General features: G+C 72.9%; 16 protein-coding genes. 9 read left to right on the top strand and 7 right to left on the bottom strand.

Annotation, left to right across the window (positions count from 1 at the left end):
• Positions 1 to 9 precede the first annotated feature (9 nt).
• From ABZ858_RS28260 to ABZ858_RS28250, 3 genes are read left to right on the top strand one after another with little or no spacing between them, the layout of a single operon-like run.
• Entirely contained in the window at positions 10 to 531 is a 522-nt protein-coding gene (locus ABZ858_RS28260; RefSeq protein ID WP_361384471.1) for a TadE family protein, read from the top strand.
• The gene (locus ABZ858_RS28255; protein ID WP_361384468.1) at positions 532 to 1,002 is read left to right on the top strand and encodes a TadE/TadG family type IV pilus assembly protein; all 471 of its coding nucleotides are present in this window, start codon (positions 532 to 534) and stop codon (positions 1,000 to 1,002) included.
• Positions 999 to 1,463 carry a pilus assembly protein TadG-related protein gene (locus ABZ858_RS28250; protein WP_361384466.1) on the top strand — a complete coding sequence of 155 codons (465 nt, stop codon included), beginning with the start codon at positions 999 to 1,001 and terminating at the stop codon, positions 1,461 to 1,463. The genes ABZ858_RS28255 and ABZ858_RS28250 overlap by 4 nt, the downstream gene beginning before the upstream one ends.
• A 66-nt stretch (positions 1,464 to 1,529) precedes the next feature.
• Here ABZ858_RS28250 and ABZ858_RS28245 read toward each other — a convergent pair whose 3' ends face one another.
• The 5 genes from ABZ858_RS28245 to ABZ858_RS28225 all read right to left on the bottom strand — a co-directional run bounded on the left by ABZ858_RS28245 (position 1,530) and on the right by ABZ858_RS28225 (position 4,407).
• Entirely contained in the window at positions 1,530 to 1,661 is a 132-nt protein-coding gene (locus ABZ858_RS28245) for a hypothetical protein (protein ID WP_361384463.1), read from the bottom strand.
• A 27-nt stretch (positions 1,662 to 1,688) separates the two neighbouring features.
• Positions 1,689 to 2,105, bottom strand: a complete 417-nt coding sequence (locus tag ABZ858_RS28240) for an Imm50 family immunity protein (RefSeq protein ID WP_361384460.1) — start codon at positions 2,103 to 2,105, stop codon at positions 1,689 to 1,691.
• Positions 2,095 to 2,592, bottom strand: a complete 498-nt coding sequence (locus tag ABZ858_RS28235) for an Imm50 family immunity protein (protein ID WP_361384457.1) — start codon at positions 2,590 to 2,592, stop codon at positions 2,095 to 2,097. Before ABZ858_RS28235 ends, ABZ858_RS28240 begins: the two co-directional genes overlap by 11 nt.
• An 85-nt stretch (positions 2,593 to 2,677) precedes the next feature.
• Positions 2,678 to 3,748, bottom strand: a complete 1,071-nt coding sequence (locus ABZ858_RS28230; RefSeq protein WP_361384454.1) for a hypothetical protein — start codon at positions 3,746 to 3,748, stop codon at positions 2,678 to 2,680.
• Positions 3,745 to 4,407 carry a hypothetical protein gene (locus tag ABZ858_RS28225; protein WP_361384451.1) on the bottom strand — a complete coding sequence of 221 codons (663 nt, stop codon included), beginning with the start codon at positions 4,405 to 4,407 and terminating at the stop codon, positions 3,745 to 3,747. The genes ABZ858_RS28230 and ABZ858_RS28225 overlap by 4 nt, the downstream gene beginning before the upstream one ends.
• 279 nt (positions 4,408 to 4,686) lie before the next feature.
• Between ABZ858_RS28225 and ABZ858_RS28220 the strand changes: the two genes are divergently transcribed.
• The 5 genes from ABZ858_RS28220 (at position 4,687) to ABZ858_RS28200 (ending at position 11,792) form a co-directional block, all read left to right on the top strand.
• Positions 4,687 to 7,662 carry a BTAD domain-containing putative transcriptional regulator gene (locus ABZ858_RS28220; RefSeq protein WP_361384448.1) on the top strand — a complete coding sequence of 992 codons (2,976 nt, stop codon included), beginning with the start codon at positions 4,687 to 4,689 and terminating at the stop codon, positions 7,660 to 7,662.
• Positions 7,659 to 8,681 carry an A24 family peptidase gene (locus tag ABZ858_RS28215; protein WP_361384445.1) on the top strand — a complete coding sequence of 341 codons (1,023 nt, stop codon included), beginning with the start codon at positions 7,659 to 7,661 and terminating at the stop codon, positions 8,679 to 8,681. Before ABZ858_RS28220 ends, ABZ858_RS28215 begins: the two co-directional genes overlap by 4 nt.
• A 166-nt stretch (positions 8,682 to 8,847) precedes the next feature.
• Positions 8,848 to 10,062, top strand: a complete 1,215-nt coding sequence (gene mqnC / locus ABZ858_RS28210) for a cyclic dehypoxanthinyl futalosine synthase (RefSeq protein ID WP_361384442.1) — start codon at positions 8,848 to 8,850, stop codon at positions 10,060 to 10,062.
• A 7-nt stretch (positions 10,063 to 10,069) separates the two neighbouring features.
• A complete protein-coding gene (locus ABZ858_RS28205; RefSeq protein WP_361384439.1) occupies positions 10,070 to 10,747 on the top strand; it encodes a hypothetical protein in 678 nt (225 codons plus the stop codon).
• Between the two features lie 352 nt (positions 10,748 to 11,099).
• On the top strand, positions 11,100 to 11,792 hold the full coding sequence (locus tag ABZ858_RS28200; RefSeq protein ID WP_361384436.1) for a demethylmenaquinone methyltransferase: 693 nt from the start codon (positions 11,100 to 11,102) through the stop codon (positions 11,790 to 11,792).
• A 34-nt stretch (positions 11,793 to 11,826) separates the two neighbouring features.
• Here the strand turns inward: ABZ858_RS28200 and ABZ858_RS28195 are convergent, their stop codons facing one another.
• Positions 11,827 to 12,141: a PASTA domain-containing protein gene (locus ABZ858_RS28195; RefSeq protein WP_361384433.1), complete on the bottom strand. Its 315-nt coding sequence runs from the start codon at positions 12,139 to 12,141 to the stop codon at positions 11,827 to 11,829.
• Positions 12,142 to 12,367: 226 nt separating this feature from the next.
• On the bottom strand, positions 12,368 to 12,874 hold the full coding sequence (locus ABZ858_RS28190; RefSeq protein WP_361384430.1) for a GNAT family N-acetyltransferase: 507 nt from the start codon (positions 12,872 to 12,874) through the stop codon (positions 12,368 to 12,370).
• 97 nt (positions 12,875 to 12,971) lie between these two features.
• On the opposite strand from ABZ858_RS28190, the gene ABZ858_RS28185 reads away from it, so the two are divergent.
• Positions 12,972 to 14,264: a geranylgeranyl reductase family protein gene (locus tag ABZ858_RS28185; protein WP_361384427.1), complete on the top strand. Its 1,293-nt coding sequence runs from the start codon at positions 12,972 to 12,974 to the stop codon at positions 14,262 to 14,264.
• Positions 14,265 to 14,318: the final 54 nt, after the last annotated feature.

Here is a 14,318-nt window from a genome sequence, read left to right as displayed (position 1 = left end):
GTGGCGGGGATGCCCGCGGACGTGGGCCGACGGGTGCGCCGAGAGGTGCGGCGACCGGTGTGCCGACCGGTGTGCCGCGGGATACGCCGCGCGGTGCGCCGAAGAGCGCGGGCCGCACGGGCGGCGGTGGCCGCCGGCGGTGACTCCGGGATGACGGCGATCGAGTTCGTGCTGCTCACTCCCGTCCTGTTCTTCATGATCTTCGCCACGATCCAGTTCGGCCTGTACTTCTTCGCCGACCACGTCGCCCAGGCGGCGGCGCAGGCGGGCGCCCGCAAGGCGCGCGCGACGGCCGACGAACAGCCCGGCGCGTGGCGCGGCGAGGCGCAGGACGCCGTGGACTCCTACATCCGCCAGCTGGGCCCGCAACTGGTCCTCTCCCCGGACGTGAAGATGCTCCAGCCGGAGCGGAACACGGTGGGCGTGGAGATCTCGGCGCGCATCCCGACGGTGTTCCCGGGCCTGGACCTGACCGTGCACGCGCAGTCGTCGGGCCCGGTCGAACGGTTCGTGAAGGAGGGCGGGAACTAGATGCACACCGCGCTCCGCAAGCTCCACCGACGCCTGCGTCTGAGCCTCGGCGCCGACGACGACGGCGATGGCTATGTATACGGCGATGGCGGCTTGTCCACCGTCGAGGTGGTGATCCTGGCCCCTGTGATGATCCTCTTCATCCTCGTGCTGGTGGCGTTCGGCCAGCTCGTCGACGGCCGGGGCGCGATCGGCGGCGCGGCCCGGGACGCGGCCCGCGCGGGTTCCATCCAGAAGGACCACGGCACGGCGATCGCCGAGGCGCGCGCGGCGGCGGAGGCCGATCTGTCGGACGTCTGCTCGGGTCCGGTGTCCGTCGTGCAGACCAGCGCGGGCTTCGAGCCGGACACGCTGTTCACGGTCGAGGTCAGCTGCCAGGTCAGGGGCCTGGCGATGCTCGGCCTGGACATCCCCACCCGGCTGTCGGCGAGCTTCAGCTCCCCGCTGGACCCGTTCCGGAGGACCGTGTGAGGCACGACGCCGCGCACGCCTGGTGGCAGGGGCGCCGCACCCGCCTGGACGACCGCGGTTCGGGCGCCGGCGCGGTCATCATCTTCGCGCTGGTCTTCCTCTCCCTGGCCGCCTTCGTCATCGACGGCGGCCTGTCCATCTCCAAACGGGAACGCGCCGCGGACATCGCCGAACAGGCCGCCCGCTACGCCGCCCAGGACATAGACAAGGAAGCCCTCTACGACGACCAGGGCGGGCCCGCCCCCATCAAGTACGAGGAGTGCGACGCCCGGGTGAAGAGCTTCGCCCGCCAGATGGGCATGACCGGCCAGGACATCGCCGCGACCCACTGCGTGACAGCCGACGCGGCCCAGGTCCAGGTGGAGGTCCAACTGACCTACTCACCCGTCTTCACCGGCGTCTTCTACGGCGGCAGCGTGGTGGTCCACGGGGAGTCGGTGGCCAAGAACGAGGTGGGGTGAGGTTCCGCTGCTTCCGGCAGGCGGACCTTCACGCCGGTGGAAGCATCTTCGTCGCCGGTGCGCCGCTCAGACGGAGATCAGCACGCTGCGAGCCGCCAGAAGCGCGGCGGCCTGACCTGTCAGGACGACCTTGCCGACGTGACCTGGATCCAGCTGTCCCACGTCTTGTCCATACCATTCGATCTCATCCAGAGTCACACGCGAACTCGGCACCTCTTCTACGTCCTAGGGTATGCCGGAGGCCAGGTACGCGTGTGTCCTGCCGAGGCGTACTGCGGAAGCTCGGAAAGTCACTCCCGATTCATCAGATCCCAGGCACACTTCGAAGAGGTTGCCGCCGTGGACGGTCAGGTCGGCTGCGCGGGATTCGGATGGCCCCCAGCCTGTGATCCGCAGCCCCTGCACGCCGGAGAACACGACAAAGAACTCGAAGGCGTTGAAACCTTTCCCGGTCCATTTTTCCGGCCGGTGAGTTGGGAGCGTACGGGTTTCGAAGCCCAGCGTCACCGAGTCTCCGCGTTCATCGATGTGCAGGTAGAACAGATCGCAGCGTTCGAACGGCGGTGGGCTGTCGCCGTACAACGCCCGCAGCTCCTCCAAGAAGCCGGCAGCCGTAAGAGCCTGTATCAGGTCAGCGCTCATAAAAGGTCTTCTCGTCGGTCGCGGGCAGCGAGGTGTGCAGTCGAGCGTCGACCTTTCCCACGAAGAAGTGCTCACCGCTGTCGGACCCGTTCGCACCGGCCTTGAAAGCGCTCACATGACCGGCCGTCACGCATTCACCGCACTCGAAGCCGCAGTCGATTCCGCGGCCGTGGACGCTCACCCGCATCCGGCGCTCCCTCCCCAGGGATCGCATGCGGAGGCCGGCCAGGGCCGGCGGGGACCAGGCGGTGAGGGTGATGTCCGTCGCGGCCAGGAACTGGAATTGACACTGCACCGTGTCTGTCCCCGCGTCGAGCCACTCCGGTGGTGCCAAGTCAGGGAACGACGGAAGGTCCACGCGGAGCGTGACTGTCGGGCCGCACCGGTTCAAGTTGATCGACCGGACCCTGACGCGGTCGAGTGCCGGGACGTGCCCGTACAGCGACTGGAGGACTTCTGGATTCACCAGGGAGCCTTCGATGGCCATCGTCCCGTCCTCGCGCGAAGGCGTCATCGGGACCGGTGTGTGCGGCGGGGTCGGTTCCGGCTTCGCGCCGGGTGTCCCGGACACCTCAGCGGTTGACCGACTGGATCTCCTGGACGTTCACGTCCTGGGTGGTCTCGAAGACGCCGTCGGGGTGGTCGCCGTGCGCGCCGCCCGTGCCCGTCCAGGTGATCTTCCAGGTGACGGACGCCTTCAGGTGGTACGGCGTGCCGTTGGTCGCGCGCAGGTACCTGACGCCGCAGGGCGGGGTCCTGTCGGCGTCGCCGGCCCGGTACGGGGTGCCGATCGAGCCGTCGGCGTTGAACGTGCAGTCGCCGGAGGACGGGTAGGTCTCGGCGTCGTCCGTGCCGGGGTCCAGGTGGAGGGCGACCGGCTTGGCCGTGGTCTGCGCCCACAGATCGGTACGGGGGAGTTCGGCGCGGACCGTGACGTCCTGGAAGACGCTCTTGTCCAGCCAGACCCAGGTGGGCAGGTTGACCGTGGAGGTCGCGGCCGGTTTCAGCTCGATCTTGGTGGCGGGGACCTTCACCTGGTTGTAGGCGTACTCGGAGAGCATCTCCGGGGTGGGGGCGTGGGCGATCTCGGGTATCCGGCCCGCGTCCTGCCAGAACATGATCTTGCTGCAGTCCCAGGAGCCGGGGTCGCTGTCGTCCGGCGCGACGCTGCGCCAGAAGTAGCCCTTCTTGCCGACGTTGTAGTCCTTGTAGCCCTCGGCGATGCTCGACGCGTCGTCGAAGTTGCTCTCCGGCTTGCCGTCCTTGTAGTGGTCCGTCCACAGGCCCTTGCCGAACCAGGACTCGTGGATGCCCACATCGCCGTTGCCGTCCGTCTTGTCGACGAAGTCCTTCAGCTCCTCGCCGGTGAACACGGGTTCGTACCAGCAGGCCGGCGGCTTCCAGTTGACGTCCACGGAGGAGAGACTGCCGCGGTTGCCGCCGGTGGGGCCGCTGATTTGGCGGACCTTGATGCGGGAGTAGCCGGCGGAGGCGTAGACGTCGCTGCCGTGGGCGCCGCCGGAGGGGCCGGAGGGCTGGGTCGTCTTGTCCGCGGGACCGTCGGCGTACGCGTTGCTGCCGGACCACACCACTGCGGCGGCAGCGGCGGCTGCCATGAACCGCGAGGTCGCGGACAGCCTCATGCCTGGCACTCCTTCGCCTTGCCGACGACTTCGATGACCGATGCCTTCCAGTTCGTGGAGGAACCGGACGGCGGCATCATGAGGAGGCTGTACTTGAGATAGCTGTTGAGGCTTTCCTTCGTGTAGAGGATCTTGCCGGTCTTGATCTCCTTGCCGTAGAACTTCGCCTGGTTCTCGCAGAACTTGACCAGCACCCGCTTGCCGCCGCTCAGCGTGGTGATGTTCCCGTCGTAGTACCTGTCCGTCCCGTAGGGAGTCCAGCCTCCCTTGACCCAGGACTGGATCTGGGACTTGGCGTACTGGGCCGCCTGGCCGCCGGAGACCGAGTAGTACTGGTAACCCGGGTCGTCGGGGTTCTGGGCGGCCAAGCCATGCACCAGCGCCCGGAGGTAGTTCTGTGCGTCCGTGAGCGCGGCCGACTGCTTGGTGTCGGACGGCTTGTCGAAGTCGAGGTCCAGCTTCAGATCCTTGGGGACGCTGATGTCGGGACCGCTGCCGCCGGCCGTCGCCGGCACCGAAGCCGACGGACTCCCCGCCCCCGTCTCCGCCCCCTTGATGTCCCCCGACTTCGCCTCGCTCCCCCCGCCGCAGGCGGACAGGAGCAGGGCCGCGGTCACGGTGAGTGCTGCGGTGGTGGCGGTTCGGGCGCGGCGGGCCATGGTGATCTCCCCCGGTTACATCTGGCGTGTGCTGCGTTCGGTAGGGCTCGAAGCTATCAGGGGGGAGCCGGGCGCTCTTGAGGGGTTGGGGGCGGATTGTGGGGGAAATCGGCAGGTGCGGTGGGGTGAGCGTGAAGGGCGGCGAGGGCGGTGGATGCCCGCGCGGGAGGGGGACCGTGACGGCGTCGCCCGGGTCCATAAGATCTCTGTAGGCTCAGCACACCCCCGCACCCCGCACCCCGCAGCCGTGCCCTCACCACACGACCCAGGACACCCGCCATGCCGCGACGTCGTAGTGCAAGTTCGTCAAGCTCGTCGGGAACCTCGCCGGCTCCGAGGAACCGGACACCGCAGCCGGTGCGGGTGCGGCGGCGCACGTTCGGGGACTTCGTGAAGGCGTTCTTCGCCTTCCTCGCCCTGCTCGTGCTGCTCGTGGGCGTGCCGGGCGCCCTCGCGGTGGAGGTCGGATGGCCGCTGCCGCACGGAGTGCCCAGCCTCGACTGGCTCCAGCAGGAGATCACGGTCGGGACGTTCCTGAACATCCTGGTCGTCCTCGTCTGGTTCGCCTGGGCGCAGTTCACCGCCTGTGTGCTGGTGGAGATGAAGGCGGCGCTGTCCGGGGTCGGTGTGCCGGGGCGAGTACCGGGGGCCGGGCCCAGTCAGCTGCTCGCGCGTCAGCTCGTCGCCGCGCTGCTGCTGGTCGGGGCCACCGCGGCGAGCCTCACCCCCGGCCTGTCCCAGCTCGGGCACAGCGTGGAGGGCAACCAGAAGGGGACCGTCGCCGCCGCCCAGCAGACGCCCGGCGGGCTGTTCGGGCAGCAGCGCGAGCAGGCCGCCTCCGCGTCCGCCGCGTCCGCCGTCGCCGAGCAGGCGGCCCACGCGGCCGCCCGGGCGAAGGCCGAGCACGGCGACACGAAGTACTACCGGATCCAGCCGCCCGAGGGCCGCCACCACGACTCCCTGTGGGAGATCGCGCAGCGGCACCTGGGCGACGGACGCCGGTACAAGGAGATCTACGAGCTGAACAAGGACCGTATCCAGCCCGACGGTTCCCGGCTGTCCGAGGCCAGCCTCATCCGGCCCGGCTGGATCATGGAGATGCCCGCGGACGCGCACGGCGGCGATCTCGTCGAGCTGCCCGACGACGCGCCCCAGGTCCCCGAGCACCTGCGGCAGCAGATCCACGACTACGCCGAGTCCGGCGACCACGCCCAGGGCGGCGCCCAGGGCGAGCAAGGCGGCGTCCAGGGCGGCGGCGCCCACATCTCCGTACTCGCGCAGCGCCCCGCCCCCGACCCCGGACACCAGCACGGCACCGGCCCCGCCGCCGCTCCCGCCGCTCACACCACCGCCGGACACGGCAGCGGCTCCTTCGGGCTGCCCGAAGCCCTCCTCGGCGCCCCCTTCCTGGCCGCCGGCCTCCTCGCCGCCCTCGGCCGCCGCCGCCGGCAGGCGCTGTGGCAGTCGGCGCTCGGCGCGCTCGGCGGCCGGGGCGGCATGGAGCCGCCCACGCCGACCGGCGACGCCCTGGACGTGCAGGACGCGCTGCTGGTGGGCGCCGACCCGGAGGGCGTACGCCGGCTCGACCGGTCGCTGCGCGGCCTCGCCGCCGCCCTCGCCGCCGAGTCCCGGGCGCTGCCCGTCGTCTACGCCGCCTGGCTCACCGGCGGCGATCTGCACCTCCAGCTCGCCCAGCCGTCCGGGAAGCCGCCCGCGCCCTGGCGGCCCGGCCAGGACGACACGTTCTGGGTGCTGGCGCGCGCCGACGCCGAGCGGTACGAGGACGCCGGCACCGCCGCCCCCTACCCCGGCCTGGTCAGCCTCGGCACCATGGACGACTCCCGGCTGCTGCTCAACCTGGAGGCCGTGCCCGGCATCGTCTCGCTGAGCGGCCGCGCCGCCGACCGGGCCGCCGTCCTCGCCTCCGTCGCCGCCGAACTCGCCACCAACGGCTGGTCGGACCGGATGACCGTGACCCTCGTCGGCTTCGGCGAGGACCTCACCGCGCTCGCCCCGAACCGGCTGCGCCACCTCGACGGCGTCGAGGCACTGCTGGAGACCATGGAGGCCGAGACCCGGCAGCGGCGCGGCGCGCTCGGCGCCGCCGGACACGACTCGGTGCTCACCGGGCGCACCGGCCCCGCCCAGCACACCCGCTGGGCACCGCACCTGGTGCTGCTGGCCGCCCAGCCGTCCGCCGCCGACGCCCGCCGGCTCGCGGAGCTGGCCGCCGGCGCCGCCCGGCTCGGCATCGGCTACCTCGTCGGCGCCGAGAGCGGCGAACTGCCCGGCGCCGCCTGGGAGATGGAGATCACCGGCCAGGGCCGGCTGCTCGCCCCGCTGCTCGGCCTGGAACTCGACGCGCAACTGCTGCCGGCCGCCCAGCAGCGGGCCGTCGTCGACCTGTTCACCGAGGCCGACCCCGGGCGCGGTCCCGACGGGCCCACGACCACCCCGCCGTTCCTCGTCGACATCAGCGAGCAGGGGCGGCCGGCTGTGTACGCGCGGCTCGTCGGCTCGTACGAGGTCATCGGCCTCGACACCCCGGAGGACGAGCGCAGCGCGCTGCTGCACGAGGCGCTGGCCCTGCTCCTGCTGCACCGCGAGGGTGTGCACCCGCGCGTGCTGTCCTCGGCGCTGTGGCCGCGCGGCGTCACCGACGACGTGCGCGACGCGCTGATCGAGCGGCTGCGCGCCTGGCTCGGCACCGACCCGGACGGCACCGCCCGGCTGCGCAGCGACGGCACCGGCCGGCTCACGCTCGCCAAGACCGTCGTCTCCGACCTCGACGTGCTCCGTTCGCTGTACCACGAGGCCACCCAGGGCAAGGGCGCCGGCAACCGGGCCGTGCGCGGCCGGCTGCTGACCGACGCGCTCGTGGTGGTGCGCGGGCCGCTGCTCGCCGACCGTCCCGAGGGCCGCTACCGCTGGCTGACCCACGAACTGGTCGACGCCCAGCTCCCGTTGATCATCGCGGACATCGGGCTCGCCCTGTCCGCGTTCCACCTGGAGAAGGACCGCGCGGAGAAGGCGATCGAGGCGCTGAACGCGGCCCTGCGCACCGCGCCGTCCGACGAGCGCCTGGTCGACGAGCTGCTGCGGGCCACCCACGCCACCGGCGACACCGCACGCCTGCGCGGCCTCGCCGCGGAGCTGGCCGGCCGCGGCGGGGCCCGCGGGCTGCCGCCGCGCACCGAGGCGCTCCTCGACGAACTGCTGCCGACCTGGCGCACCGGCGTCACCGCGGCGGGATGAGCGGCCCGCTGCCGCTGATCGCCGCCGCCGTGCTGTGGGGCGCGGTGACCGGCGCCCTGCTGCCGCGCGCCGCCTACCGGTTCTCGGTCCCGGCGGGGGAGGCCTGGCGGTCGCGGTGTCCGGGCGGGCATCCGCTACGGGGCTGGCTGGGCCGGGGCCGCTGCGCGCGATGCGCGACCGCCACCAGGGGGGAGGCGGACACCTCGGACGGGCCGGAGGGCACGCGGGCGCCCACGCACACCCCGAGCGCCGCCCCGCCTGCACACACTCCGAGCGCCGCCCCGCCCGCGCACGCCCCGGAGGCCGCCCCGGCCTCGCACGCTCCGGACGTCGTACCGCCCGCGCACGCCCCGGAGGCCGCCCCGGCCTCGCACGCTCCGGACGTCGTACCGCCCGCGCACGCCCCGGACGCCGCCCCGGCCTCGCACGCTCCGGACGTCGTACCGCCCCCGCACGCCCCAGACATCGTCCCGCCCGCGTACGCCCGTAGCGCCGCGCCGGTGGCCGCCACCGCCCTCGTCTGCGCCGCCCTCGCCGCCGCCACCGGACCGCGCCCCGAACTCGCCGCCTGGCTGCTGCTCGCGCCCGTCGGGGTGCTGCTCGCCGTCGTCGACCTGCGGGTACGGCGGCTGCCGGACGTGCTCACCCTGCCGTTCGCGGGCGCCGCCCTGCTGCTCCTCGGCGCGGCCGCCCTGCTCCCCGGCCACGCCGGGCACTGGCCGACCGCGCTGTACGGGGCCCTCGCCCTGGGCGGCGGCTACTTCGTCCTGTTCCTCGTCAACCCGTCCGGCATGGGCTTCGGCGACGTGAAACTGGCACCGGCCGCGGGCGCCGCCCTGGGCTGGTACGGCTGGCCCACCGTGCTGCTCGGCACCTTCGCCGGGTTCCTGTGCGCGGCGCTGTACGCCGGCGCGCTCGTCGCCGTACGGCGCGCGGGGCGCAAGACGGCCATCGCGTTCGGGCCGTTCCTGATCGCGGGGGCGTGCGCGGGCGTACTCCTCGGCGCGCACGCGGCCTGAGAGCCGTACGCCCCCTCCCGCCCGGCCCGGCGTCCGCTCAGCGCCCCCGGCCCGGGGACGGCCCGGAGGCGCCCCGGAGACGGCCTGGCGTCCGCCCGGCGACCCCCCTGGCGTAGGCTGGCGAAGTCCGTCCACACCCCTGACGAATGCTGCGAAAGGGACGCCGGTGACCGAGAAGGCCGACCTCACCTCTTCTGATGTCACAGCCGTCCTCGGCCGTGCCGCCGCCGGTGGGCGGATCACCCCCGAGGAGGCGCTCGACCTCTACCGCCACGCGCCGCTGCACGCGCTGGGCGCCGCCGCGGACGCCGTGCGCCGCCGCGCGTACGCGGGCACCGAGCACATCGCCACCTACATCATCGAGCGCAACATCAACTACACGAACGTGTGCGTCACGGCGTGCAAGTTCTGCGCGTTCTACGCCGCCCCCAAGGACACCGCCAAGGGCTGGACCCGCGACCTCGACGACATCCTGCGCCGCTGCGCGGAGACCGTCGAACTCGGCGGCACGCAGATCATGTTCCAGGGCGGCCACCACCCGGACTACGGCGTGGAGTACTACGAGAAGCACTTCAAGGCCATCAAGGACGCCTTCCCGCAGCTGGTCATCCACTCCCTCGGCGCCTCCGAGGTCGAGCACATGGCCCGGATCTCCAAGGTCTCCGTGGAGGAGGCCATCACCCGGATCCACCAGGCCGGCCTCGACTCCTTCGCGGGCGCCGGCGCGGAGCTGCTGCCCGCGCGGCCGCGCAAGGCCATCGCCCCGCTGAAGGAGTCCGGCGAGCGCTGGCTGGAGATCATGGAGACCGCGCACCGGCTGGGCGTGGAGTCCACCTCCACCATGCTGATGGGCACCGGCGAGACCAACGCCGAGCGGATCGAGCACCTGCGGATGATCCGGGACGTCCAGGACCGCACCGGCGGCTTCCGCGCCTTCATCCCGTACACCTACCAGCCCGAGAACAACCACCTCAAGGGCCGCACCCAGGCCACGCTCTTCGAGTACCTGCGGATGATCGCGATCGCCCGCCTCTTCCTCGACAACGTCCGCCACATCCAGGGCTCCTGGCTGACCACCGGCAAGGAGGTCGGCCAGCTCACCCTGCACTACGGCGCCGACGACCTGGGCTCGATCATGCTGGAGGAGAACGTCGTGTCCTCCGCCGGTGCCAAGCACCGCTCCAACCGCATGGAGATCATCGAGCTGATCCGCAAGGCCGGCCGCGTCCCCGCCCAGCGCGCCACGACGTACGAGCACCTCGTCGTCCACGACGACCCGGCGAACGACCCGGTCGACGACCGCGTGGTCTCCCACATCTCCTCCACGGCGATCGAGGGCGGCACGGCCCACCCCGAGCTGAAGCTGCTGGCGTCCAACTGACGTCGCCGTGCTGACGATCCACACCGCGGATCTGCTGGTCACCGGCGATCCGCGGTCCGCGCCGGTGCCCGGCGGCGCGATCCTGGCCGAGGGCCGGACGATCGCCGCCGTCGGCCCGTTCGACGAGGTGGCGGCCGCGCACCCCGCGGCCCGGGTGCGCCGCTGGCCGGGACTCATCGCCCCCGGCCTGCTCAACCCGTACGGGCCCGAACTCCTGGAGCTGGCCTACCACCCCGACCCGCGCGAGGCCGACGCCCTGGGCAGCGCGCCGATCACCGGCGAGGCGCTGGCCGCGCTCGGCATGACCGACGCGCGGTGGGGCGCGAGCGCCCGGCGCGGGGTGCGGCGGATGCTGGCGCACGGGACCGTGGCGGTGGCCGGGAACCTGCGGCGGCCCGCCGTGGCGGACGCGGTCCGCCGGGCCGGACTGACCCTGGCGGAACGCTCCGAGGACCCGCCGGGACCACCGGACCTGACCCCGGGCAGCCGCACCCCGGACCTCGACCCGCTGGCCGGCCGGCGCGGCCTCGGCGAGGCGATCTCGGCGCCGATCCTCCCGTACGAGAAGACGGACGCGACCTTCGCCGTCTTCGACGTCCCGGACGAGGCGACCCTCGTCGAGCGCGGCGCCGGCACGTGCGTGGCGACCGTCGTCCGGGGCCGACTGCTGCACCGCCGCCACTGACGCCCCTCCCGGCCGACGCCGCGCCGGCCGGGCTCCACCCGCGAACGCCCTCCCGAACGTACCGGCGTACCGGCCTTCCCACCGAAGGAGACCCGCAGCGCGCCGCCCGGCCGGCGCGGCGCCGCGATCCGGGACGCCACCGCCGGGCCACCGACCGTACGGGTTCCGTCCCGCGCCGGTGCGCGGCCGCCGCCCGGGACCGGGCTCCCGCCACGGGCCGTGGCCGGGGAGCAGCCCGTGGCCAGGTTCCGCGGCCGGTTCCGCGCGTTCGCCGCCGGACGCGCGGTGACCGCCCGCGCGCAAGCCGAGGCCGCTTCCGCGCCGCCGCACTCCCGCCTGCCACAATGGGCCCGTGACCCGCGCATCCCTGGAGAAGCAGCCGCACGAAGTCGCCTCGATGTTCGACGACGTGGCGGACCGGTACGACCTGACCAACGACGTGCTGTCCCTGGGGCAGGACCGGCGGTGGCGCAAGGAGGTCGCCCGGGCGGTCGACGCCCGCCCGGCGCAGAAGGTCCTCGACCTCGCCGCCGGTACGGCCACCTCCTCGCTGCCCTTCACCCGGGCCGGCGCCTATGTCGTCCCCTGCGACTTCTCCCTCGGGATGCTCCAGGTCGGCAAGGCGCGCCACACCTGGCTGCCGTTCACCGCGGGCGACGCGACGCGGCTGCCGTTCAAGGACGACGTCTTCGACGCGGTCACCATCTCCTTCGGGCTGCGCAACGTACGGGACTTCGACGCCGCCCTGCGCGAGATGTACCGGGTGACCCGGCCCGGCGGGCGCGTGGTGATCTGCGAGTTCTCGCACCCGACGTGGGCGCCCTTCCGCACCGTCTACACCGAGTACCTGATGCGCGCCCTGCCGCCGGTGGCGCGCGCAGTGTCCTCCAGCCCCGACGCGTACGTGTACCTCGCCGAGTCCATCCGGGCCTGGCCCGACCAGGGCGCGCTGGCCGGGCACCTGAGCGCGGCCGGCTGGTCGAAGGTGGCCTGGCGCAACCTCAGCGGCGGGATCGTGGCCCTGCACCGGGGCTTCAAGGACTGAGACCGCAGGGCCCGGCGGTGCTGGTTCTCCGGGCTCAGGTGGGCAGGACGGCGTACGGGTCGTCCGGTTCCGGCGCGTCGAGTTCGCGCCGCACGCCCCCGGCGGGCGGCTCCGGCGCGCGCGGCTCGCGCACGCCCCCGCCGCCCTCTCCCGGCCCGAAGTCGAACCACACGTACACCATCGAGTCCCGCGGCACGGCGGCCCCGGGCCGCGGGTACTGGCGTACGACATGGTCGACGACGGCGAGGTGGAAGTCGGGGCGGTCCGGCGCGTCGAGCGACAGGCCGCGCGCCCGGGCGGTCTCCCGCGCGTCCACGGCCATCAGCCCGACCAGGCGCGGCACACGCACTTCCGGTGTCCTGGGTATCGGGTACACGGCGTCACCCCCAGCGGTACGGCCCAGGGTAGCCAGCCAGGGGCGCCGCCCGGAAGCGTCAGATGCCTTTCCGTGACAATCGACTACGTACGGTCACGATTTCGCCCGTGACCGCCGGGCCGATCGGACCGCCGGGCCGATCATGCCGCCGAGCCGCCGAGCCGCCGAGCCGCCGAGCCGCTCGGGCCGCCGCCGGCCGTCACAGGTCGAGCCGGAAGCAGTGGCCCTGCCGCTGCGAGGACGGCGTCACGAAGGTCTCCGCGAGCCGCATGCCCAGCCGCCGGGTGACCGCGATGGACCGCTCGTTGCGGGCGTCGACCATCGCCACCACGCTCGGCTGGCCGGCCGCCCGCAGCCGCTCCAGGGTCAGCCGGGCGGCCGCCGTGACGTACCCCCGCCCCCAGTGCTCCCGGCCCAGCCGCCAGCCGATCTCCGTCTCGCCCACCGGGCCCCACGCGCCGGGCCACGGCTGCGCGCCCGTGAAGCCGATGACCCGGCCCGCCTCGTCGAGCACCGTCCAGAGGCAGAAGCCGTGCTCGGCGTCGTGCCGGCGCTGGCGGGCGGTCAGCTCCTCGTAGACGGAGAGTTCGGCGGACCGGCCACCGTGGAACTCCATGACGTCCGGGTCGTCGAAGACCCGGTGCCAGGCGACGGCGTCCTCGTCGGTGGGGACGCGCAGCCGGACGACGGGGAGTGCTCGGTTCACGGGGCAGCCCTTCAGCCGGGTGATCAATGCTCCTGCATAGACTGCCCATGTCCAGTGCCGGTCGGCACGCAGATTTCGAACTTGGGGAGATCCCGCCGTGACCGTCGTGACTGAGCCCCTCTCCGAGAACACCGCCGATGTGATCGTGGTGGGTGCGGGGCCGGCCGGCTCCACCACCGCGTATCACCTCGCCCGGGCCGGTCTCGACGTCCTCCTGCTGGAGAAGACCGCGTTCCCGCGCGAGAAGGTGTGCGGCGACGGACTCACCCCGCGCGCCGTCAAGCAGCTCGTCGCCATGGGCATCGACATCTCCGAGGAGGCGGGCTGGCTGCGCAACAAGGGGCTGCGCATCATCGGCGGCGGCGTCCGGCTCCAGCTCGACTGGCCCGAACTCGCCTCCTTCCCCGACTACGGACTCGTCCGCAAGCGCGACGACTTCGACGAGCAGCTCGCCCGGCAGGCCCAGAAGGCGGGCGCCCGCCTGTACGAGCGCTGCAACGTGAGCGGGCCCCTCGTGGACGACCGCACCGGCCGCATCACCGGGGTCACGGCGAAGCTCGGCGAGGAGAAGCGCGAGGTCACCTTCCACGCGCCGCTCGTCGTCGCCGCCGACGGCAACTCCACCCGGCTGTCCCTGGCGATGGGCCTGCACCGCCGCGAGGACCGCCCCATGGGTGTCGCCGTGCGCACGTACTTCACCTCGCCCCGCCACGACGACGACTACCTGGAGTCCTGGCTGGAGCTGTGGGACCGGCGCGGCCCCCAGGACCGCCTCCTGCCGGGCTACGGCTGGGTCTTCGGCATGGGCGACGGCACCTCCAACGTCGGCCTCGGCGTCCTCAACACCTCCGCGGCCTTCAAGGACCTCGACTGGCGCGAGATCCTCAAGGCGTGGTGCGCCTCGATGCCGGAGGACTGGGGCTACACCCCGGAGAACATGACCGGACCGATCCGCGGCGCCGCCCTGCCCATGGCGTTCAACCGGCAGCCCCACTACACGCGCGGGCTGCTGCTCGTCGGCGACGCCGGCGGCCTGGTGAACCCGTTCAACGGCGAGGGCATCGCCTACGCCATGGAGTCCGGCCAGCTCGCCGCCGACGTCATCGTCCAGGCGCACGGACGTGCCACGCCCGCCCAGCGCGAACTGGCCCTCCAGCGCTACCCGCGCGTCCTCAAGGACACCTACGGCGGCTACTACACGCTGGGCCGCGCCTTCGTGAAGCTCATCGGCAACCCGAAGGTCATGCAGATCGCCGCCCAGCGCGGCCTGACCCACCCGGTGCTGATGAAGTTCACCCTCAAGATGCTCGCCAACCTCACCGACCCCACGGGCGGCGACGCGATGGACCGCATCATCAACGGCCTGACCAAGGTGGCGCCCAAGGCGTGACCCCCCGCCGCGGACGACACCGAGGCCGGCTCAGGAACCTGAGCCGGCCTCGGT

Origin of the sequence: Streptomyces sp. NPDC047017 (assembly GCF_040644175.1) — a bacterium.
Lineage (GTDB): Bacteria > Actinomycetota > Actinomycetes > Streptomycetales > Streptomycetaceae > Streptomyces.
This window is presented reverse-complemented; position numbering and strand designations above follow the sequence as displayed.